Genomic DNA, 20,534 nt, shown 5'->3' on the forward strand with positions numbered 1-20,534 from the left:
TCTGTCTTACTCTAGAAAAAATACTACGTCAGTTTAATTTTCTTAAACTTTGAAAACCACAGCATATAACTGGTTTTCCTTTCCTGTGCGCCCTGCCGATAACCTTGTTCAATAAAACACTTTGATAGCCTAAAACGATGAAAGCATCTGCTAATTTTGACTTTGAAGACGAGAAATTCAATGCACCGCCTTCTCAAGTCCTTCCCTGGTGTCAGATGATTAATCCTCGGTATGGCACAGATGGTATACAATCTCACGGTTTGGCGATTAAGCTGGATAATGCCAATGCTGTCGGCTTTGTGCCAGATGATAATTGGCAGCAAGTTGAGCATGAATTTAGCTCTGGAGTAGAAACAGTCTTTATTAGCGCTACTCCACGCTTGGTTATAGTGCGTCGGGGGCCATTGTCTGTTAAAGACCGGGAAAGTGGTCTAAAACTGGGTACGCTCAAAGATAATTATGATGCTTTTTTAGCCGACAAACTTAAATTTAAAACCTTTACTCGCTATCTAATTTTTATAGTGGGTGAGAATAAAAAGTTTTTACATGAATCACCACTACAACTAACTCTCAATGGTGCAGCCGGAGCCAGTTTCAGCAAAACCTACTGCGAATATCAACAAGGCAGAGTAGTAAGTGGATTCGTTGCTGAACTAGAAAAAGCTTACGCTATCTACCGCAAGCAACCTTTGACATCGAAAGGGCCTTTGTTCCACGCTCATGGGATTTTTTGTCCCATCATTGAGTGTGAAGAAAGAGGAATTGAACCAAATACAGTTTTGGTAGCTTCAACTGTGGACTATAAACATCCCACTGTAGGGACTTTAACGCAATATTTAATTGCTTCCGATGCTCTTGAGTCTGCAATGATTTGTAAGACTTTTGAAGAACATAAAGATTTTGGCAAGGAACCTGTCAAATCAGAAACGCCCAAATTGGCAATGGCAGGAGTTTCCAACTCTTACGTTTATGCTGATGAAGATGATTTTGCTTATCCGCCGTATTAAGTAGAGTGAGGAGTGAGGAGTGATGAGTTTTGAATTAATAACTCCTAACTCCTAACTCCTAACTCCTAACTTCTAACTTCTAACTTTATTCTTTGAGCAGCAAATAATATAATGAACCATTACCGCCTGTGACACCAGCGCGATCGCCCGCTAGTTTACCAGACCCCATAAAATAATCCACCCGGCCTGGCCCTTTGATAGCACTTCCTGTATCCTGGTCAAGCACAAAGCGGCTGACAGTACGCCTCTCTAGTTTGCCACCACTGGCAGGATAGGGAAATGAGTTGTAAATCAGGGCTAACGCTCCCGGTGGCATGAGAGATTTATCTGTAGCAATGGAACGTTCCGCTGTTACTGGCACATGAATACTACCAGTAGCAGGTCTACCGCTTGTTTCTTGGAAGAAAATAAATCGTTCCCAGCGGGGCAGATAATTGTTCAACTCCTGGGGCTTTTGTCGGAAATAACTAATTAGACGTGGCATTGTTAATCCTTCCAGGGGAAGTTTGCCATCTTTGGCTAGTTCTTTGCCGATACTAGTCCAAGGGTAATCAGTTCCACCGGCATAGCCAATTGATGTTTTCTTGCCATTAGTTAATTTAATTTGGGCAGAACCTTGGATATGTACCATGTATGCGTCTAAGCGATCGCGAAACCAAAGCAGTTCTAAACCGCGTAACTTGCTCTTATTCCCTTGTAAACCATCCTTTCCTTCCAAATCAATTCGTTTTGGATGGGGTTTCGGCCATTGGCTGAAATCAGGTGGTAGCCGATAAAGGGGATACTTATATGTTGCAGTCCTGACACGGCTAGCGGTGTAAACAGGTTCGTAGTAAGCAGTGAACTTAACAGTACCCTTGCCATCATTGCCCACGGACTGGTAAAAGACAAACTCACGGCGGACAGCGGCTTGTAATTGCGCTGGTGACTTAGAACTGACAACCAGTTGGCGGAAACGTAGTAAACTCCGGCGGACGCGATCAAGAGTGATTTCCTTGATAGGATAATTTTGATATGCTGCGATCGCTTCTTTCTTTGCTAAGTAAACCAAACTGTTATCAATGGAAGCCAACAGCGCTTTGCGATCGCCTATTTTACCTCTTTGACTCCAAATTTGCTCATCCCAACCCAAGCAAGTCGGCCGGACTGTACAATCGCTTCCGATGGTGATTGGTTTTAGCGGTGGCGTGATCTCAGGAGTGATCGGTATTGGTATAGGTGGAAGATCGGGAGTAGTCGGTAGTGGCAGCGGCAGTAAGTTAGGAACCTGAGCAACAGCCGACCAGAGAGGGTTTACGAGGGCAATTCCTAGACTCAAGGAAAGCAAAGTAAGGGTTTTTCTCATCATTTAGTTGAATCTTTCAACACTGGAACTAAAAATCGGTTCTACCCGGATTGCCACAATCCGAGAAGGGCGTACTACCATATATTCCCCTTGAATATTTTTGATCGGCACGCTAATAAAGTCATTAGAAGCAGATTTTGGCACAAGTTCGCCGCTATACCATTTCTGAAACTCTTGAATAGTAGGAAAACGTACTTCTTCTCGGTGGCCGCTTTCCAGTAGGATGTATACGGCATATTCATTTGCAGTTCTAGCCATAAAGTTGAATCATTTAAAAAACATTCAACCCATTGTTAACCACGTAACCCCCGAATGAAAAGGGTAAGCATACGGGAGCAGAGGATTTGGAGGGCATCCTTGATGGGTTAAGGTCATAAACAATTTGTCAATAAGTAATAGTGCTTAAAATTTGGCCAAGGTATATTCAAGAAGCAGATGCAGCTAAACGCCGAATTGTGTAGATAAAGCTGAGATGGATTTAATTTTTCAAGCTGAAAATCTGACAGTGAACTTTTCAGCCTCCAAAAAGTACAATCTAGATGCACGAAAGCTTCTTGCTATTGTTAGGTGTTATGGTAATGAACTCAAAGAAACATAGTCTTAGACAAAAGTTCCCCTGGCAGTTTTAGCTTGCTACCTGACGTTGATGTTCTCGATCCAAAAATGCACTCGGCTGAAATTTGGCGATCTTCTCGTCAAGAATAAAAGATTTGATATATTCAATAATCATCGTTTTGAGAGAGAACAGACCTGATTTGGCATCAATCCACGATCGCGCTTGCAGTAGTTCCAAGTTTTCCAAGAGTTCTTGGGATGAAACAGAGGATGGCATCTTTGTTCGTAGCTGTGAAAAAGAAATGGGTTGACGATTGATTGCCATGCATTGAATCGTTGCTTTAGCTGCATCCGAGAGGCGTTCAAATTCTTGGTCTAAACTGTTAAGAATTGTACCAAAAACTGTAACTTTTTGTTTTAAAAATTCAGTGATGCTGCCATCAAATAACTGTTGAATCGTTGTCGCAATGCAGTTTAGCACATAGGGATTCCCTGCATAGGATTCGATTAATCGATTCCAGTTCTCTGGTGTTCCTCTAAAGATTCCTTTTGTTTTGAAAAGTTCTTGTATGTCTGTAACCTGTAATCCTTGGAGACAGAACACTCGCACAGGTCGTGTCTTTCCTTCAAGCGAGGCAATCTCATGGAATTGGACACGACTTGTCAAGATTAAACAACTTTGATGGGTAACTTCTCCCACTTTCCTAAACAACTCGCAGTACTCCCCGATGGTTGTGTTCTGAAGCCAGATACAGTCTCGACAGGCGATCTTTGGGGCGGCACATTCTTGGATAACTCTGTCAGCACCGTCTAAAACCAGTAAACAACGATGACGTTGCAAATAATGAATCAACTGTGAAATTTTGTGATTGAATGGTTTTGGCAAATCGGTTTCTTTTCCATTGGATAGGACTGCAATCAGGTCTGTTAGGAGATCGTTAACTGGAAGATTAGGGAGGAGCGATCGCCAAATCACGAACTCAAAACGATCCTGAAGTTGTTGAGCTAGTTTCACGGATACCCAGGTTTTGCCGATCCCACTCATGCCCAATATCGTAATCAGACGACAGGGTATTGGCTCATTTGTAGGAGATTCAGCTACAATCCAGTGTTTCAGGGTTGCCACTTCTTCCGTGCGTCCGCAAAAAAGGGATACATCTGGTGCTTCTCCCCAATCAATTTGATTTTGAATTTTTGTGTAGTTTTGCTGTAGGTTGATATCCTGATTGGAAAACTGATAGTCATGAGGTTCTAGTTGTAGGTTGAATGCTTGAAAACAGTACTTTAGAGTTTGCCGATCTACCCCTATTTCACAGGCAAATACCTTTGTCACTGTATCGGAGTCTAACCCCATGCGAAAGCCTAAGACTTCACGACTATAATGTTTATCGAAATTGTCATAATGTTCTGATTTAGATTTTGCATCTTGGAGTTTCTGCAATCCTTGGGGCGTTAGGATTACACCACGTCTACGGCTCCTGTGTTGTGATTTCATTGGGAACCTCAGAGGTTATAAATGTTTTTTTATGGTTTGGCATGACCGTCTGTAGCACATCTTTAAGATGTAGCAGCAAACAGAAGATAACTGGCACAATTCAGCAGTAAATAACTTAAGCTGCGAAAGCTACAAAGCTATCTACAGCTCAATCAAACCTTGATTGTAAAAGCTGAACTCATTTAAAAGATTTGTTAAATAATTATCCTAGGGAACACAGATGCGATGCACTATTGCAAATCTAAATCAGGTAAAAGTTAAAAGAAAAGATTGAATGAAGCCAATTTATCCAGCTAAATTTATGTTACTTGCTTTCTTCTTGCACCGACATTAAGTAATTTTACGGTTGGTTATTAAAACCGCGATCGCGAATTGCTGAGTTTTATAGTAGTTGCAAGGTTCTGGCTGCTTGAAACCAGAGTGAAATATTGTCAAATTCCCAGACGCGATCGCCTTTCTCTTCAGTTCTATAGAGCGATCGCTGATATCGAAACTTAACTGCTGCGATTGATATTGAAGCGTTTCGACAGAACACAGAAAATATTTTAGCTGTTGTGAAGGCGATCAAAATTTGGGGAGGGGCGGTTAAAAAATTCTTATATCTGCAACCCCTATCCACAAATTCCCTGGAAAGTGATCGCTATTCTTATGTTCGCTATAACTTCAATTATATTTTTTTGACAAACTAATATTAAGTTTTGTAACTATCGATGCTGAAATTAAGATAGTTTTGCCGAACTTAAGGAAGAAGAGAGAGTGGGGAATTAAGTTTGGCAGTGGCTGAAATAATTCTTGTGTCTAGCTTAGGAAAATCAAATTTAAGAAGTCTTTAAGTTTGTTCTTAAGTTCGTCAACTTCGGTTGAGTTAAATGGGGAAAAAGGACAGACTCAATCTATAAACGTTTTTTGGGTATCAACGAATAATTCAATCAACAGGATAGCAAGTTGTCTTGAAGTTATATCACTCAATTGAGATCGGGTTACGTCCAAGGGTTCTAGTTTTAAGATGAGTGAACTCGAATGAGCGGCATAGCTAGAGAAACTTTAATTTTTCCGCAGGATGAAATACTTGTTGTCCAATAAATTGGAAAGATATCCAACGTTTTAGGGCAGAGGAAATTGGCTGTTATGCATAAGCAATAACCGCTGACTGAACACTAGTTTACTAAATAACCAATCAAAAACACAAATTCTCAGGAGAAACTCAAATGTCTTATATCTATGGTACTGCTGGAAACGATGTATTGTATGGTGGCTATGAGGCTGACAACCTTTATGGTTCTAGTGGCGATGATGTCCTCTATGGTGGAGACGGCAACGACCGCCTTGACGGCTATGGAATCAGTGGCGTAGAATACGACACTCTGGTTGGCGGTTCTGGTTCTGATACTTTCGTTCTTGGCGGTTCTTGGGGTGTTTCTTACCAAGATTTTGGTTACGCTACCATTACTGACTGGAACCCCTATGCTGATTACATTGCAACTATTGGGAACTCTAGTCAATACTCTCTCGGTTATTCAAATTGGAGTGGCAGTTCGTTGCTTCTAGACACAGAAATTTACTATGGCAGTGAGTTGATTGCTATCGTTCAAGACACCACCAATGTCAGTCTATCCAGAGACTTCACCTTTACCTAGTCAGCACTTTGTTCGTCAAGATTGCATTCGCGCTTAAAAGTTTGCGATTGCGCGCAGCACCCGTAAGTAATACGATGATCGCATTCCTGGAGATGAGCAAAGTTGTTAGCAACACAAGCTAGTTTGCCACAGCGCTTAAAAGGGTCTCTTGACATCTGGGCTGAGGCTTTAACTTGACACCAATGACATCTTGTCCGCCCCACAAGATATTGAGAAAATTTTCATCTGCAAATTAGATGTGTTTTAGCTTACACCTTGGCGTAAATCCCACTACCACGTTTAACGGCAAGCAAGCTTCTGCCACAAGGTACGCAAAATTAGTACTGTGTGACAGAAGCGACTAAGCATCATAGATGCCAGACGCAGTTACATTAATGTTACAAGGATGTTTAGCAACCCCAACTATACGGGGTTTACTCACATCCGTGGGTTTCAAACTCTCAATTATTCTTAGATTTTGTTTGTGTATTCAAGCCAGTTTGTCTTCTCCCTACAGCCCTTTGAGTACGTCCCGTTGAATGAAGGGGAGACGCTAGGTGCTATGTAGCAATCTGTGGTACTGACACCTTCACAAGCACTTTTTTGCTAAAAGACAGACCGTTTTCATTTTTGTCAATGATAATCGTGTCTCCAGAGATAAAAGTATTTTCCAATAATTTGGTGGCGAGGGGGTTTTCTACTTCTCGCTGAATTGCCCGTTTGAGTGGACGCGCACCGTAAACTGGGTCATAGCCTGATTCGACAAGGTGATCGCAGGCAGATTGGGATATCTCAAAGAAGATTTTTTGCTCGCGGAGGAGATTTTCTACCCGTTTGAGTTGGATGCGGATGATCTGCCGCATTTCCGTGCGGCTGAGGGTATGGAAGAGAATAATATCATCAACGCGGTTGAGAAATTCGGGGCGGAAATGCGATCGCAAACCTTCCATTACCCGCTTCCGCATCGTTTCATACTGGGAATCATCACCAGATATATCCAAAATATGTTCGCTACCAATGTTACTGGTCATCACAATAACGCTGTTACGAAAATCTACCGTTCTTCCCTGAGAATCAGTAATTCTCCCATCATCCAACACCTGCAATAAAATATTGAACACATCGGGGTGCGCTTTTTCCACTTCATCCAACAGCACCACTGAGTAAGGACGGCGACGAATTGCCTCGGAAAGTTGACCGCCTTCTTCATAGCCTACATATCCTGGAGGCGCTCCCACTAACCGAGAAACTGAGTGTTTTTCCATATACTCAGACATATCTAAGCGCACCAATGCATCATCAGAATCAAAGAGAAACTGAGCTAAAGCACGGGCGAGTTCGGTTTTGCCCACACCTGTAGGACCCATGAACAAAAATGAACCAATGGGACGAGAGGGGTCTTTCATTCCCGCACGGGCGCGGCGAATTGCGGCAGCTACTGCTTCGACAGCCTCTTCTTGCCCAATGACTCGTTGATGCAAATGACTTTCTAGTTGCAGCAATTTTTGCCGTTCCGATTCCAACAGGCGATTTACGGGAATTCCTGTCCACTTGGCGACGATTTCGGCAATATCGGCTTCGGTGACTTGTTCTCGAAGTAAAGTGGAACCTTGGTTTTGAATTTCTAAAAGGCTGGCTTCTTTGGCTTCGCGATCGTGCTGTACTCCTTCTAATTTGCCATACTTCAGTTGGGCAGCTTTATTTAGGTCATAAGCACGTTCCGCCTGTTCAATTTGCACTCGTAGGGCATCTTCTTCTTTCTTTAAGGCACTTATAGCCTCCAATAGCTGCTTTTCGCCTTGCCATTGCTCATTAAATATTTGCTGTTTTTCCGTTAAATTGGCGATTTCTTGTTCAATGCGCTCTAAACGTTCTTTCGTTTGAGGAGTACCCTTTTCTTCGCCAGCTAATGACAGCTTTTCCATTTCTAACTGCATGAGGCGGCGATCAATGGTTTCCAATTCGGCTGGTTTGGAGGTAATCTCCATTTTCAATTGTGCTGCTGCTTCATCCACCAAATCAATAGCTTTATCTGGTAGGAAGCGATCGCTAATATAACGTGCTGATAAAGTGGCTGCTGCTACCAAAGCCGAATCAGAAATTTTGACGTTGTGATGGACTTCATAGCGTTCTTTCAATCCCCGCAGAATGGAAATAGTATTTTCCACACTTGGCTGATCCACAAATACTTGCTGGAAGCGGCGTTCTAGGGCAGCGTCTTTCTCAATATGTTTGCGGAACTCGTCTAGGGTAGTAGCGCCAATGCAACGCAGTTCTCCCCGCGCCAGCATTGGTTTGAGTAAATTTCCCGCATCCATTGCTCCTTGTTGAGTAGAACCTGCGCCGACTACGGTGTGCAGTTCGTCAATAAACAGAACAATGTCACCGTTAGATTCAGTAACTTCCTTGAGAACTGCTTTTAGGCGTTCTTCAAATTCACCTCGTAATTTTGCTCCAGCAATTAAACTGCCGATATCTAACGAGATCAATTTGCGGTTTTTCAGAGATTCGGGAACGTCACCATTTACCATCCGCTGTGCTAAAGCTTCGGCGATCGCAGTCTTACCTACCCCCGGTTCACCAATTAGTACGGGGTTATTTTTGCTACGACGAGACAAGACTTGAATTACCCGCCGAATTTCATCATCCCGCCCAATCACCGGGTCGAGTTTTCCAGCTTTTGCCTGTTCTGTCAAATCTCTACCAAATTTTTGTAAGGCTTCGTAGCGGGATTCTGGGGTTTGATCTGTTACCTTTTGACTACCGCGAACCGTTTTGATAGTAGCTTCAAGTTTAGGTGCATCCGCACTAAAGCCTTTGAGGATCTTTCGTCCAATGCGATCGTCTTCAGCAAAGGCTAAGAGTATGTGTTCCACGGAAATGTAGGAATCTTTCATCCTGACTCTAGCTTCCTCGGCTCGGTCTAGTAAAATATCTAAATTGCGACTAAGGTAAAGCTGATCGCTTTTACCAACTTTGGGCTGTCGTTGGGTAAAAGCTTCTAGCTGTTGCTGCAAGCGGATTGGATCTACCTCAGATCGAGCCAGGATACGTATAGCTAGACTAGTTGGTTCTTCTAACAGAGCAATAATTAAATGTTCAACATCTAGTTGCTGTTGTTGATAAGCACGGACTATATCCTGAGATTTAACAATCGCTTCCCAGGCTTTATCAGTAAATTTATTTGGATCTGTAGGTTGCATCTTTAGAATTTTGGAATTTTGATTTTTAGTTGTTTATGGAGTGGAATTGGGTATTAAGTAGTCGGACACAATTAAATTCATTGGTGGAGATAGGGAACAGGTTACAGGTTACAGGAAAAAACTTGTGTAATTAATTCTGTCTGATTACTTAAGGATTGGTAAGAAAATTAAGTCCCCAGTCCCCAGTCCCTAATTATCCAAACATTGTCAGCGGATATCCGCGTGTATCTCCGGTGGCAATTTTGCATTGCTAATTGGTGATAGCTTAATTCATTACCTATTTCCTAATTTAAAACGAAAACACTGTTCTGAACGGACTTTGCCAGATGGTGTTATTGGAGCGATCGCTACGACGGGCTATTCGGCNGTCGCTATTAGTGTTGCTCATCAACAAGAGTATGGAGGTAATACTAATAAGATTTACGCAGAGGAGATCACTTAACCCGCCGAAAAAGGGGAGGCAAAAATCGAAAAGTCTCGCGCGTTCGGGTTTACCGGCATGAAATGTCAATCTGTGGCAAAAGTCAATCTCCCGCGTCTAGTTCAACTTTTCAAGATATATCTTAAGCAAAACTTGCTGCCCATATCCCCGATTTATTCAAGAAGTCGGGGATCTAAATCCGAATTACTGACTCACTAGTTGCTCTTGCGATTCCTGTTTGACTGCTGACCCTTGAGTTCCTAGTTGAATCAGTTCTAGTTTATACCCGTCAGGATCTTCTACAAATGCAATTACTGTCGAACCATGTTTCATTGGCCCTGGTTCGCGTACAACCTTACCACCTTGATTGCGAATTTCTTCACACGTAGTGTAAATATCATCAACACCAAGGGCAATGTGACCGTAAGCATTACCCAATTCGTACTTTTCCACGCCCCAGTTATAGGTTAGTTCGATCACCGAGTTGTCGCTTTCGTCGCCGTAGCCAACAAAAGCCAGGGTAAATTCTCCTCCCGGATAATCTTTTCGGCGCAGTAATTTCATTCCTAGAATTTCACAGTAGAACTTTAAGGACTCTTCAAGGTTGCCCACCCGCAGCATTGTGTGTAGTAATCGCATATTGACCTTTTCTCTGTAATTGATTTAGTGTTATTCTCTGCCAACATTTTACCTAGCTCAAAGTCTTAAGGTAAAAATGCCATCAGAGAAAGAATTCAAAGGACAGGATAAACATTCCCTTAGACATTTTTGGTATTTTGGCATTGATCCCTGTTCCATTAATGGAAATCTTCTTTAATCTCAGCCAATAAAGTCTCTTAAACGCCTATGCTAGCGATTGGGTTAGGCAACTGGACTGGATGCGTAACACACTCGAATAAAGGATAAAGTACAGATGAGTAAATTTCTAGATACTGCCATTGAGGCGATCGCAGCCCGTGAAATTCTTGATTCTCGCGGTAGACCGACAATTGAAGCCGAAGTGCATTTAGCCAATGGTGTTGTCGGACTAGCACAAGTTCCCAGTGGTGCTTCGACTGGCACTTTTGAAGCCCACGAACTGCGTGATGGCGATAAAAGCCGTTATGGAGGCAAAGGCGTACTCAAGGCAGTACAAAATGTCAAGGAAGCACTTGCACCAAAATTACTAGGCTTGGATGCCCTCAACCAAGAACTCCTAGACCGCACGATGATCGCCATAGATGGTTCTCCTAACAAATCCAATTTGGGCGCGAATGCGATTTTGGGGGTTTCCTTAGCAGCAGCCAAAGCTGGTGCTGAATCTCTAGATATTCCTCTATATCGCTATTTGGGTGGCCCTTTAGCGAATTTGCTCCCAGTGCCGTTGATGAACGTAATTAACGGTGGCGCACACGCTTCAAATAACGTGGATTTTCAAGAGTTTATGATTGTCCCAATTGGCGCAACTTCCTTTCGAGAAGCATTGCGCTGGGGTGCAGAGGTGTTTGCTACCCTCAGTCAAGTATTAGATGAGAAGGGTTTGCTTACTGGTGTGGGCGATGAAGGCGGCTTTGCCCCTAACCTAGAATCTAACCAGGTGGCTTTAGAATTGCTGGTTGCTGCCATTAAGAAAGCTGGTTATAAACCAGGGGAACAAGTAGCTTTGGCGTTGGATGTGGCGGCTAGTGAATTTTACAAGAATGGTCAGTATGTTTACGATGGTAAACCTCATGCTCCGGCTGAGTTTATTGATTATTTAGGACAACTGGTTGATCAATACCCAATTGTGTCAATTGAGGATGGCTTGCACGAAGAAGATTGGCAAAGTTGGCAATTACTTACCCAGAAGTTAGGTTCGCGGGTGCAATTGGTAGGGGATGATTTGTTTGTTACCAACGCTACTCGCTTGCAAAGAGGTATCCAAGAAAAAGCCGCTAATGCCATTTTGATTAAACTCAATCAAATTGGTTCTCTTACCGAAACTTTGGAAACGATTGATTTGGCAACTCGCAATAGTATCCGTTCAGTAATTAGCCATCGTTCTGGTGAAACAGAAGATACAACGATCGCTGATTTAGCTGTAGCAACCCGTGCCGGTCAAATCAAAACAGGTTCCCTCTGTCGCAGCGAACGCGTAGCAAAATATAATCGCTTGCTGCGAATTGAAGATGAACTAGGCGATCGCGCCGTTTATGCTGGTGCTGTGGGGTTAGGGCCAAAGTAGAGTTAAAAGTTAAAAGTTAGGAGTTAGGAGTTAGGAGTTAAGAGTTTTTAATTCATAATTCATCACTTTTGACTCCTAACTGATTTACGGATAAAAACCAAGTTTGGGCAACCCCAAGGTTTCATCCCAGCCCATCATCAGGTTTAGACACTGAATAGCTTGGCCCGCCTGTCCTTTAATTAGATTGTCAATTGCTGACATGACAATTACGCGACTTGTGCGCGGGTCAACTTCTACACCGATATAACAAAGATTACTGCCATTAGCCCACTTGGTTTGCGGGTAAATGCCGCTACCGCAGATTTTCACCCAAGGAGAGTTGCGGTAGAAGGCTGAGAAAATTGTGATTAAGTCATCTCGCACTAGACCAGGATCGCTCATTTTGGCATATACCGTTGCCAAAATCCCGCGTACCATTGGGATAAGATGCGGTGTAAATTGAATCATGAGTTCGTGACCAGCTAAGTCACTACAAATTTGCTCAATTTCTGGGGTATGACGGTGACGACCGACGTTGAAAGCTGCTATCGAGTTGTCTGCTTCAGCTAGTAATAAGTTGGTTTGAGGCTGTCGTCCACTGCTAGATGTGCCTGACTTGGCATCGATAATAGCTGTTTCTGGTACAATTAAACCTTGCTTTAAGAGTGGCGAAAGTGCAAGGAGACTAGCAGTGGGATAGGAACCAGGACAGCCAATGAGTTGAGCTTCGGCAATGCGATCGCGATAAAGTTCTGGTAATCCATAAACTGCTGTCGCTGCAATTGTGCGATCGCTTCTCTCTGTACCATACCAATTTGTATAAGTTGTCAAATCACTGAACCGATAGTCTGCACTCAAATCTAGTACTTTACATCCTTTTTCCAACAGTTTGGGTGCTATTTGACAAGCCAGACCATTTGGTAAAGAAAGGAAAACTACTTCACAGCGGTGAGCAATTATTTCTGGTTCTACCGCTTCTATTAGCAGGTTAGTTGCATGAGCCAGATGCGGGTAGAGATCCCCGAAGGATTTTCCGATACTGCTTTCACCTCCTAAATAAACCAGTTCAACTTCTGGATGATCCATCAGTAATCGCACTAATTGCACTCCGCCATAGCCCGACGCGCCAACAATCCCAACGGGTACGCGTCTAAATTTGCCCATGATCTGAAATCCTTATCCCATGAATGGTTAATTCGTTCTCAGCTATCAACAATATCAGCGACCAGACGCACAGCGCACAAAAGGTCTTAAACCCCTCTACTTTGTTCTGAGGAGGTAGGGGAGCAAAGAAACGATTATTATTCTTCCTCATCCCCTTCATCCTTAATTTCATGTCGCTGCACTTTATCGCCACTTTTAATGGCAAAAGTTTTTGCCCCGTTATCAAATCATTGCTAGTCTACTTCTCTGCCTTATAAAGGAGCTACAATCTAAAAGAAGAAATTGTTAAAAAAATTTACGTTTATAGCTGGAAATCTTTCTGTGTCACAGCCTAATCCTACCCAAGTTTTTAAATTTGATTCGATTGATGCCGCTTTAGCAGACCTAAAAGCTGGTCGCGTCATTGTAGTGGTAGATGATGAAAATAGAGAAAATGAAGGCGACTTAATTTGTGCTGCCCAATTTGCCACACCCGACATGATTAATTTCATGGCGGTGGAAGCAAGAGGACTAATTTGTTTGGCAATGACAGGCGATCGCCTAGACGAGCTAGACTTACCCTTGATGGTAAGCAACATTACAGATACTAACCAAACTGCTTTCACTGTCAGTATTGATGCCGGGCCAGAATTAGGTGTCACCACAGGCATCTCAGCAGAAGACCGCGCCCGAACTATCCAGGTTACTCTCAACCCAGCCACAAAACCCACCGATTTACGCCGTCCTGGTCATATTTTTCCCATTCGCGCTAGGACTGGAGGCGTACTCAAACGCGCAGGACATACGGAAGCCGCTGTGGACTTAGCTAGACTAGCAGGGCTATACCCAGCGGGAGTAATTTGTGAAATTCAAAACTCTGATGGTTCAATGGCGCGGTTGCAGCAGTTAGTTGAATACGCTAAACGTCACAATTTAAAAATTATTAGTATTGCTGATTTAATAAGTTATCGCTTACAGCACGATCGCTTAGTTTATCGTGAGGTGATTACCAAGCTGCCTAGTCAATTCGGTCAGTTTGAAATTTACGCCTATCGCCATACTCTGGATAATACAGAACACGTTGCAATTGTCAAGGGCGATCCAGCTAACTTCAAAGATGAGCCTGTGATGGTGCGGATGCACTCAGAATGCTTAACTGGTGACGCTTTGGGGTCTTTGCGCTGCGATTGTCGGATGCAGCTTGAAGCTGCACTAAAAATGATTGAGGCTGCTGGTCAAGGTGTAGTTGTATACCTGCGTCAAGAAGGGCGGGGAATTGGCTTGATTAATAAGCTGAAAGCCTACTCGTTGCAGGATATGGGACTGGATACAGTGGAAGCTAATGAGCGTTTGGGATTTCCTGCTGACTTGCGAGACTACGGGATGGGGGCACAAATGCTCATGGACTTGGGCATCAAAAAGATTCGCTTGATTACCAATAATCCTCGCAAAATTGCTGGAGTCAAAGGTTATGGATTGGAAGTAGTCGATCGCGTGCCATTGTTGATTGAGGCAACCGATTACAATTCCTATTATCTAGCGACAAAGGCGAAAAAGCTGGGTCACATGCTGTTACAGACTTATCTGGTGACAGTAGCAATCCACTGGCAAGATGACCCGGAAGTTGTGACGGAACGTTATGAACGCTTAGAAAAACTGAGACACTTAGCGAAAACTAACGATCTATTGTTGCAGGAAGAAGCGCGTCCCTTGGCGATCGCTATATTTGACGAGCCATCTCTAACAGTACACTTGGGTTTTGATCAGGCAAAAGTTGCTAGCTGTGACTGGTATCAGCAGAGTGGTCATCCTTATATACAAGCTATCTTCCAAATTCTGGACAACCTCGCAACTTTGCCATACATCCAAAAACTAGAATTTCTGATTTCTTCTGGTTGCGATCCTTTGAGTAATTTACAAGTCCAACTAGATCGGCAGACATTTGCTGATGGTACATTGCCTTCATCAATTAGCGATCGCTTGGAGACGCAGCAAATTTACAGCTTTAGTAAGTAGCCACGGACTATATTATGTAGCGGTGCATTAGGCACTCATGTCATGTTTTTTGTGAATAACTACATCAAACAGCGGCGCCGCTTCCAATCGATCGCCCGATGCAACGAGATTATTATGCTGTCTCACCGTTTGCTGCTTGTGGCATTGACTCAATTAACGCCCTTAACACTTTATTAACCGATTCTGGTGTCGTGAAAACCTGAGCCACATCTTCATCTAAGACTACAACTGTTAATTGTTGCGTTCCACTACGGGCGGCAAAGCGATTGGGCTTTGCCTTTTGATAATCGAAGCGATACTCAGCTTGAAGCTCGTCGTCAGAATTTTGTGATTTTTCAAAAGGTGTTTCGTTCATAATCTTCACGTTCCTTTCGAGTAGCTAGACGGGCACTGATGATACGGATGGCATTGGAACGTTCAGTGAAAGAAATCAACAGCAAGAGATTTTGTTGAGAGTGACCAATAATGATTTCTCGCCGCTCATCTATAGAGTGCGCTTTATCATCAAATATGACTGCCAAAGAATTGCTAAAGACAGTTTTGGCTTCTTCAAAGCTGACACCGTGCTTTTTCAAATTTGCGGCTGCTTTTGATTTATCCCACTCGAACTCCATGACCAGATCATATCCGATTAGCTATGCAGACGTGAATACAAGTACAGCAGAGTAATAATATACTGCAATTAAGTGTCATTGCTGTGGGGAAGGTACTTTGAAGATAAAATGGCGATCGCATCTCAAACCAAAACCAAAGAAACGCCGCCCTTCTTCAGAAGAAGACATACTTCACCTCAGACGAACTGGACGTTATATCCCACCACCGCGTAAAAGTTGGCGAGATAAATTTATTGTTGTAGCTAAATCACCATTTTTGTGGATAGAAAGACGCTTGGTAGAACCTTTAGCGAACCTAGTTGATGGGGCTGATGTATTTCGGATATTAGAAAAGGTTGGCTTTTTAATAGCTGTGTTGGTTTTTCTCTTGGAAGTTGGGGAACGTAGGGAAAAATCAATCTTTGAGGCTTGGCAAGTAGTGAAGGACGGGCAAGGCGAAAAGTCAGGTGTAGTTGTGTTGGCGCTCGAAAGATTAAAAAAGGAAAATTTTAGTTTATCGGGAATCAACGTTGAGAAGACTAACCTCAGTGGTGCTTACCTCAGTAATGCTGACCTCAGCAATGCCAACCTCAGCTTTGCCTACATCTACAATGCCAACCTCAACGGAGCCTTACTTATGGGTGCCAACCTCAGGAGTGCCAACCTCAGCTTTGCCAACCTCAGCGGTGCTGACTTCTACAATGCCAACCTGAAAGGTGCTGACCTTGCCTATCAGCTTGACATTACCGACCTCGGCAATGAGCTTGGCGTTGCCAACCTCAGCGGTGCAAAAAACTTAACTCCTGAGCAAGTTAAATCTGCTAAAAATTGGGAGCAAGCAATATACGATAAGGAATTTCGCGCCAAGCTTGGTTTACCACCAGAACCGATGAAGTAACTGTGGGAAGCACCTCAAAATAACTACATAATAAAACTACATGAGAGCATATTTTTTGGGAGCATCCCATTTTTGTAAACGTTATTGCGTTTGCAATGACATATTAAATTTTCTTATTTTAAGTATATTTGCCTCTGATGCTTTATTTTTAGAGTTAGAAACTACTTTGCGTAAGTCCTAGTTACATTCTAAAGTCGAGTGTGAAAACAAGATGATACGCGATCGCTCTCCAAGCTTCTACTTTTTAGCTCAGAACACGAAACACCGAGTTCGGAACTCGAAGTATCGAGATAAAAACGCCAGAGTTGAATTCTTTAAAGAAGAGTGGGGATTAGAGAGTGAGGGAGAAGAATTAATAACCAATGCCCCATGCCCAATGCCCCATGCCCAATGCCCCATTCCCCATTCCCAATTAATAATGAGTTGCCGACTTGCGATGATGCACGGCTGTAACGCCATCAGTATCTAACAATTTGCCACTCTCGACAGTTGCATAAACCAGCCAGTGGTCGCCAGATTCCATCCGGTTTTGTACGGAACATTCGAGATATGCTAGAGCATCCGTAAGTATGGGAGAACCGCTTTCAGTTTCTTGGGCGGCGACATCAGCAAATCGGTCTTGTCCTGGCCCAAAAGGTTTGAGGAAGTGCTTCATCAATCCCAAATGATTCCCTTCTTTAAGAATATTGAGGACAAATTTATTTCCTGTATGGGTAAGTGTTTCTACTGCGCGGTCTTTGGCGACGGCGATGGTTAAACCAGGTGGATTAAAGCTGGCTTGAGATACCCAAGAAGCTAACATAGCACTAGAGCGATCGCCTTCTTTGGCTGTAAGAACACAAAGAGAACCCACAATCCGACCAACTGCTTGTTCTACAGTTGTTGCAGGAAGACTCTGCGATCGCACTTTTCTCGCTTTCTTCAGTGCTTGGGCAAAGTCGGTTCCAGCTTCTTCACACAATTGTAAGGTGGCATCGTCGGGTTTGAATTTGACGCGGATAGTATCAAAACCAAATCGATAGCCAGCATCTTTTAATTTACTCTCAATTAAATCAACCGCTTCCCCACTCCAGCCAAAGGAACCAAAAGCACCAGCAAGTTTATTATTAGTAGCGGTGGATAACACAATTCCTAGAGCTGTTTGTACAGGTGTCGGTGCATGACCACCAAGGGTAGGAGAACCAATGATGAAACCACCTGCTTTTTCCACAGCCGCCCGGATTTCTTCTGGTTCAGTAAATTCGCAGTTAATGGATTCTACAGCGACGCCAGCTTTTGTAATCCCACGAGCGATCGCTTGGGCTAAGGTTGCCGTATTCCCATAAGCTGATGCATAAATTAACGCTACTGTCAAGTCAGCAGAAGTTTGTTGTTGACTCCACTCCCGATAAGCTTTGGTCAGTTCGATTAAGCCATAGCGCACCAAAGGCCCGTGTCCATTGGCATACATTCGTACAGGAAAATCGACAAGTTTATCCAGCGCTGTTTCAACTTGACGGGCGTGAGGAGCCATGAGGCAATCAAAATAATAGCGCCGATCCTCGTTATATACTTCCCAGCCTTCATCAAATACCTGATCTCCGCAAACGTGCGCCCCAAATAACTTATCTGTGTACAGAATTTCTGTTTGTGGATCGTAGGTGCTGAGTTGATCTGCATAGCGGGGATTGGGGATGGGAATAAATTGTAAATTATGCCCATTACCCAAATCTAGAGTTTCTTCGCCCCGCATCACGAGAATTTGCAAGTCTGGATTTTCCAGCGCCGCACGTAAATTTATCGCCCCTGGATTAGAACACACAAAGGTGATTTGCGGGGCAATTTCTAACAAAGCTTTTAAAGTTGCAGCCCGGTTAGGATTTACGTGTCCCAAAATTACATAATCTAAATCTTCAAAATGGAAACGCTGCTGTAAAGCTTCTAAATAAATTTGCGTAAACGTTTCCCCTGGAGGATCGATGATGGCGGTTTTCTCACTTTCGATTAAATAAGAATTAGCAGTTGTACCCTTAGCAAGAGCATATTCAATTTCAAATCTCAGCCTTGACCAACTGCGCGATCGCAGTATTCTTGTATCTGTAGCAATGGGAAAAACTTGAACGTCACGGGGTTTATTTTTTGACATAGGTAAAACAAGAGTTAGGAGTTAAGAGTTAGGAGTTCTGAATTCTGAGTTAGGAGTTCTGAGTTCTGAGTTGAAGAAAGTCGTTAATCTAAATCTTTTAACTTCCGTTGTACAGACGATATTTTTTGTTAAACTCGCCTCTACAACTCCTAACTCCTAACTCCTAACTCTTAACTTTTTAGTAATGGTTGCCAACTTTACGGTGATGCACAGCAGTCAAACTTTCTGGTTTAGAAACCCGTCCCGCGTAGACTGTGCTGTATACTGCCCAATGGTCGCCGCAATCCATTCTGCTGATGACTTCGCACTCCATGTAAGCGAGGGCGTCGTTGAGTATGGGCGCACCGTTTTCGGCTGGCTGAGTTCTCACACCTTCAAAACGATCAGCACCAGGGGCGAACCGTTTCAAAAAGTGTTTCATTAATGGTTGGAAATTGCCTTCTTCTAAGACATTGAGAACAAAGCGATCGCCTACTTGCATGAGTGATTCAATTGCCCGATCTTTGGCGACTGCAATGGAGAATCCCAATGGTTTGAAGCTAGCTTGAGCAACCCAAGAGGCTAGCATCGCACTTGATACATCGCCTTTTTTGGCAGTAATAATATATAATCCGCCGCTAATTCTACCTAATGCTTTATCTAAGTCAGCACCAAGGGATTTCATGGCTTTGATAGTGCGATCGCGTGTTACCCATTGAGCTAAGTCTGTACCCGCTTCTTCACACAACTTGTAGGTATTTTCTGTGGGCGTTTGTTTAATCCGAATCGCTGGAAAAACTGTTGTCAAACCCAAATTGCGAAATTTACTCAGCAAAGGATCTATTGGCTCATCATCGCCACCACCGGTTTCAAAGACGCCGATAGCTTGCTTTTCTTTGGCAGCTCCTAAAACTGTGCTGAGTGCAGCTTGGATACTAGAAGCACCAGAAGCCGGAGGTAATCCAACGATTAGTCCAGCACAGCGGCCAACTAGTTCCCGCAGTTCTTGTAAATCTACTTCAGATCCCAAATCGACAATTTCCACTGCGACACCGGTTTTACCGATACCGTTGGCAATTGCTTGGGCGAGGCGATCGCTATATCCGTATTCGGAAACGTAAAATATTCCAACTGCCGTTTCTGCCTTGGTTTGGCTTTGGCTCCAAGTGCGATAACGTCCAACTAGTTCTTCAACATTGTGAGATAATAATGGCCCGTGTCCTGTGGCAATCATGTCGATGGTTTTCAGTTCTGCCATCCGCTTCAGGGCAGACAGAACTGATCGGGCATTCGGCCCCATCAAGCAATCGTAGTAGTAATGAAAGTCTTCTTCGATCGCTGCTAAGTTTTCATCAAAGGTGCTATCTGAGCAATAGTGCAGCCCAAAGGCATCGCAGGTGTAGAGAACTTTGGTTTTGTGGTCGAAACTGAAAATGGTATCCGGCCAATGTAAATTTGGAGCAATCACGAATTCAAATTCATGGCCATTGCCCAAATCTAAGCGATCGCCATTTTTCACAATCCGCCGTTTAAATGGCTGATGTACTAAATCTTCAAGAAACTGAATCGCCACTTTAGAACCGACAACGGTTATTTCTGGAGCCATTTGCAGCAAATCTTTAACTAAGCCGCTATGGTCTGGTTCAGTGTGGCTGATAATTAAATAATCAATCTCTGTTGGGTTGATTAATCCGGTGAGCGTATCAAAGTATAGTTGACGAAACTTTTCGTGGGAGGTATCAACTAAAGCAGTCTGCTCTCCACGGATGAGAAACGAGTTATAAGTAGTACCGTTTTGCAGACCAAACTCAATATCGAAGCGATCGCGATCCCAATCCAAAGAGCGAATAGCCGTCGTCTCTTGAGCAATCTCTACAGTCTGTATGGTGAGCCGTTTTTCAGTTTTCTCGGTGAGTGCCACCATAACTCCCTCCTTGACACAATGAGTATTTGTTC

16 protein-coding genes are annotated in these 20,534 nt (G+C 43.4%); 5 read left to right on the forward strand and 11 right to left on the reverse strand.

Annotated features, from left to right (window positions below):
* The first annotated feature begins 137 nt into the window (after nucleotides 1-137).
* Nucleotides 138-1,007: a DUF5895 domain-containing protein gene (locus tag QUD05_RS15155; protein ID WP_094348387.1), complete on the forward strand. Its 870-nt coding sequence runs from the start codon at nucleotides 138-140 to the stop codon at nucleotides 1,005-1,007.
* An 85-nt stretch (nucleotides 1,008-1,092) separates the two neighbouring features.
* On the opposite strand, the gene mltA is transcribed toward QUD05_RS15155, so the two are convergent.
* The 4 genes from mltA to QUD05_RS15175 all read right to left on the reverse strand — a co-directional run bounded on the left by mltA (nucleotide 1,093) and on the right by QUD05_RS15175 (nucleotide 4,937).
* Nucleotides 1,093-2,352, reverse strand: a complete 1,260-nt coding sequence (gene mltA / locus QUD05_RS15160) for a murein transglycosylase A (protein ID WP_289799977.1) — start codon at nucleotides 2,350-2,352, stop codon at nucleotides 1,093-1,095.
* Between the two features lie 3 nt (nucleotides 2,353-2,355).
* Complete coding sequence (locus QUD05_RS15165) at nucleotides 2,356-2,610, reverse strand: hypothetical protein (protein ID WP_094348386.1); 255 nt, start codon at nucleotides 2,608-2,610, stop codon at nucleotides 2,356-2,358.
* Nucleotides 2,611-2,977: 367 nt separating this feature from the next.
* Nucleotides 2,978-4,402 (reverse strand): NB-ARC domain-containing protein, encoded by a 1,425-nt coding sequence (locus tag QUD05_RS15170; RefSeq protein WP_289796783.1) that lies wholly within the window; start codon nucleotides 4,400-4,402, stop codon nucleotides 2,978-2,980.
* Between the two features lie 382 nt (nucleotides 4,403-4,784).
* Nucleotides 4,785-4,937, reverse strand: coding sequence for a hypothetical protein (locus QUD05_RS15175; RefSeq protein WP_289796784.1), 153 nt, complete (start codon nucleotides 4,935-4,937; stop codon nucleotides 4,785-4,787).
* A gap of 673 nt (nucleotides 4,938-5,610) precedes the next feature.
* Between QUD05_RS15175 and QUD05_RS15180 the strand changes: the two genes are divergently transcribed.
* Nucleotides 5,611-6,039: a calcium-binding protein gene (locus QUD05_RS15180; RefSeq protein WP_289796785.1), complete on the forward strand. Its 429-nt coding sequence runs from the start codon at nucleotides 5,611-5,613 to the stop codon at nucleotides 6,037-6,039.
* Between the two features lie 539 nt (nucleotides 6,040-6,578).
* On the opposite strand, the gene clpB is transcribed toward QUD05_RS15180, so the two are convergent.
* Together clpB and gloA are read right to left on the reverse strand one after the other, a co-directional pair.
* The gene (gene clpB / locus QUD05_RS15185; RefSeq protein WP_289796786.1) at nucleotides 6,579-9,221 is read right to left on the reverse strand and encodes an ATP-dependent chaperone ClpB; all 2,643 of its coding nucleotides are present in this window, start codon (nucleotides 9,219-9,221) and stop codon (nucleotides 6,579-6,581) included.
* Between the two features lie 625 nt (nucleotides 9,222-9,846).
* A complete protein-coding gene (gene gloA, locus QUD05_RS15190) occupies nucleotides 9,847-10,281 on the reverse strand; it encodes a lactoylglutathione lyase (protein ID WP_069072598.1) in 435 nt (144 codons plus the stop codon).
* 274 nt (nucleotides 10,282-10,555) lie between these two features.
* Between gloA and eno the strand changes: the two genes are divergently transcribed.
* Nucleotides 10,556-11,845, forward strand: coding sequence for a phosphopyruvate hydratase (gene eno / locus QUD05_RS15195; RefSeq protein WP_289796787.1), 1,290 nt, complete (start codon nucleotides 10,556-10,558; stop codon nucleotides 11,843-11,845).
* Between the two features lie 84 nt (nucleotides 11,846-11,929).
* Here the strand turns inward: eno and argC are convergent, their stop codons facing one another.
* Complete coding sequence (gene argC / locus QUD05_RS15200; RefSeq protein ID WP_289796788.1) at nucleotides 11,930-12,988, reverse strand: N-acetyl-gamma-glutamyl-phosphate reductase; 1,059 nt, start codon at nucleotides 12,986-12,988, stop codon at nucleotides 11,930-11,932.
* Nucleotides 12,989-13,309: 321 nt separating this feature from the next.
* Between argC and ribBA the strand changes: the two genes are divergently transcribed.
* Nucleotides 13,310-14,983: a bifunctional 3,4-dihydroxy-2-butanone-4-phosphate synthase/GTP cyclohydrolase II gene (gene ribBA / locus QUD05_RS15205; RefSeq protein WP_289796789.1), complete on the forward strand. Its 1,674-nt coding sequence runs from the start codon at nucleotides 13,310-13,312 to the stop codon at nucleotides 14,981-14,983.
* Between the two features lie 112 nt (nucleotides 14,984-15,095).
* Here the strand turns inward: ribBA and QUD05_RS15210 are convergent, their stop codons facing one another.
* Together QUD05_RS15210 and QUD05_RS15215 are read right to left on the reverse strand one after the other, a co-directional pair.
* Nucleotides 15,096-15,338 carry a hypothetical protein gene (locus QUD05_RS15210; RefSeq protein ID WP_289796790.1) on the reverse strand — a complete coding sequence of 81 codons (243 nt, stop codon included), beginning with the start codon at nucleotides 15,336-15,338 and terminating at the stop codon, nucleotides 15,096-15,098.
* Entirely contained in the window at nucleotides 15,319-15,597 is a 279-nt protein-coding gene (locus tag QUD05_RS15215) for a BrnT family toxin (protein WP_289796791.1), read from the reverse strand. The genes QUD05_RS15210 and QUD05_RS15215 overlap by 20 nt, the downstream gene beginning before the upstream one ends.
* Before the next feature lie 97 nt (nucleotides 15,598-15,694).
* Here QUD05_RS15215 and QUD05_RS15220 point away from each other — a divergent pair, with 97 nt between their 5' ends.
* Entirely contained in the window at nucleotides 15,695-16,474 is a 780-nt protein-coding gene (locus QUD05_RS15220; protein ID WP_289796793.1) for a pentapeptide repeat-containing protein, read from the forward strand.
* Between the two features lie 412 nt (nucleotides 16,475-16,886).
* Here QUD05_RS15220 and QUD05_RS15225 read toward each other — a convergent pair whose 3' ends face one another.
* Together QUD05_RS15225 and QUD05_RS15230 are read right to left on the reverse strand one after the other, a co-directional pair.
* Complete coding sequence (locus QUD05_RS15225) at nucleotides 16,887-18,599, reverse strand: diflavin flavoprotein (RefSeq protein ID WP_289796794.1); 1,713 nt, start codon at nucleotides 18,597-18,599, stop codon at nucleotides 16,887-16,889.
* A 178-nt stretch (nucleotides 18,600-18,777) separates the two neighbouring features.
* Nucleotides 18,778-20,502 (reverse strand): diflavin flavoprotein, encoded by a 1,725-nt coding sequence (locus tag QUD05_RS15230; RefSeq protein WP_289796795.1) that lies wholly within the window; start codon nucleotides 20,500-20,502, stop codon nucleotides 18,778-18,780.
* Between the last annotated feature and the right edge of the window lie 32 nt (nucleotides 20,503-20,534).

Origin of the sequence: Nostoc sp. GT001 (assembly GCF_030382115.1) — a bacterium.
Taxonomy (GTDB): domain Bacteria; phylum Cyanobacteriota; class Cyanobacteriia; order Cyanobacteriales; family Nostocaceae; genus Nostoc.

What these genes read in the sequence shown, in the direction of transcription:
- QUD05_RS15230 (WP_289796795.1), bottom strand. Translation starts at nt 20,502, where the DNA reads ATGGTGGCACTCACCGAGAAAACTGAAAAACGGCTCACCATACAGACT.
- QUD05_RS15155 (WP_094348387.1), top strand. Translation starts at nt 138, where the DNA reads ATGAAAGCATCTGCTAATTTTGACTTTGAAGACGAGAAATTCAATGCA.
- QUD05_RS15165 (WP_094348386.1), bottom strand. Translation starts at nt 2,610, where the DNA reads ATGGCTAGAACTGCAAATGAATATGCCGTATACATCCTACTGGAAAGC.
- clpB (WP_289796786.1), bottom strand. Translation starts at nt 9,221, where the DNA reads ATGCAACCTACAGATCCAAATAAATTTACTGATAAAGCCTGGGAAGCG.
- QUD05_RS15225 (WP_289796794.1), bottom strand. Translation starts at nt 18,599, where the DNA reads ATGTCAAAAAATAAACCCCGTGACGTTCAAGTTTTTCCCATTGCTACA.
- eno (WP_289796787.1), top strand. Translation starts at nt 10,556, where the DNA reads ATGAGTAAATTTCTAGATACTGCCATTGAGGCGATCGCAGCCCGTGAA.
- mltA (WP_289799977.1), bottom strand. Translation starts at nt 2,352, where the DNA reads ATGAGAAAAACCCTTACTTTGCTTTCCTTGAGTCTAGGAATTGCCCTC.
- QUD05_RS15215 (WP_289796791.1), bottom strand. Translation starts at nt 15,597, where the DNA reads ATGGAGTTCGAGTGGGATAAATCAAAAGCAGCCGCAAATTTGAAAAAG.
- QUD05_RS15180 (WP_289796785.1), top strand. Translation starts at nt 5,611, where the DNA reads ATGTCTTATATCTATGGTACTGCTGGAAACGATGTATTGTATGGTGGC.
- gloA (WP_069072598.1), bottom strand. Translation starts at nt 10,281, where the DNA reads ATGCGATTACTACACACAATGCTGCGGGTGGGCAACCTTGAAGAGTCC.
- argC (WP_289796788.1), bottom strand. Translation starts at nt 12,988, where the DNA reads ATGGGCAAATTTAGACGCGTACCCGTTGGGATTGTTGGCGCGTCGGGC.
- QUD05_RS15170 (WP_289796783.1), bottom strand. Translation starts at nt 4,402, where the DNA reads ATGAAATCACAACACAGGAGCCGTAGACGTGGTGTAATCCTAACGCCC.
- QUD05_RS15210 (WP_289796790.1), bottom strand. Translation starts at nt 15,338, where the DNA reads ATGAACGAAACACCTTTTGAAAAATCACAAAATTCTGACGACGAGCTT.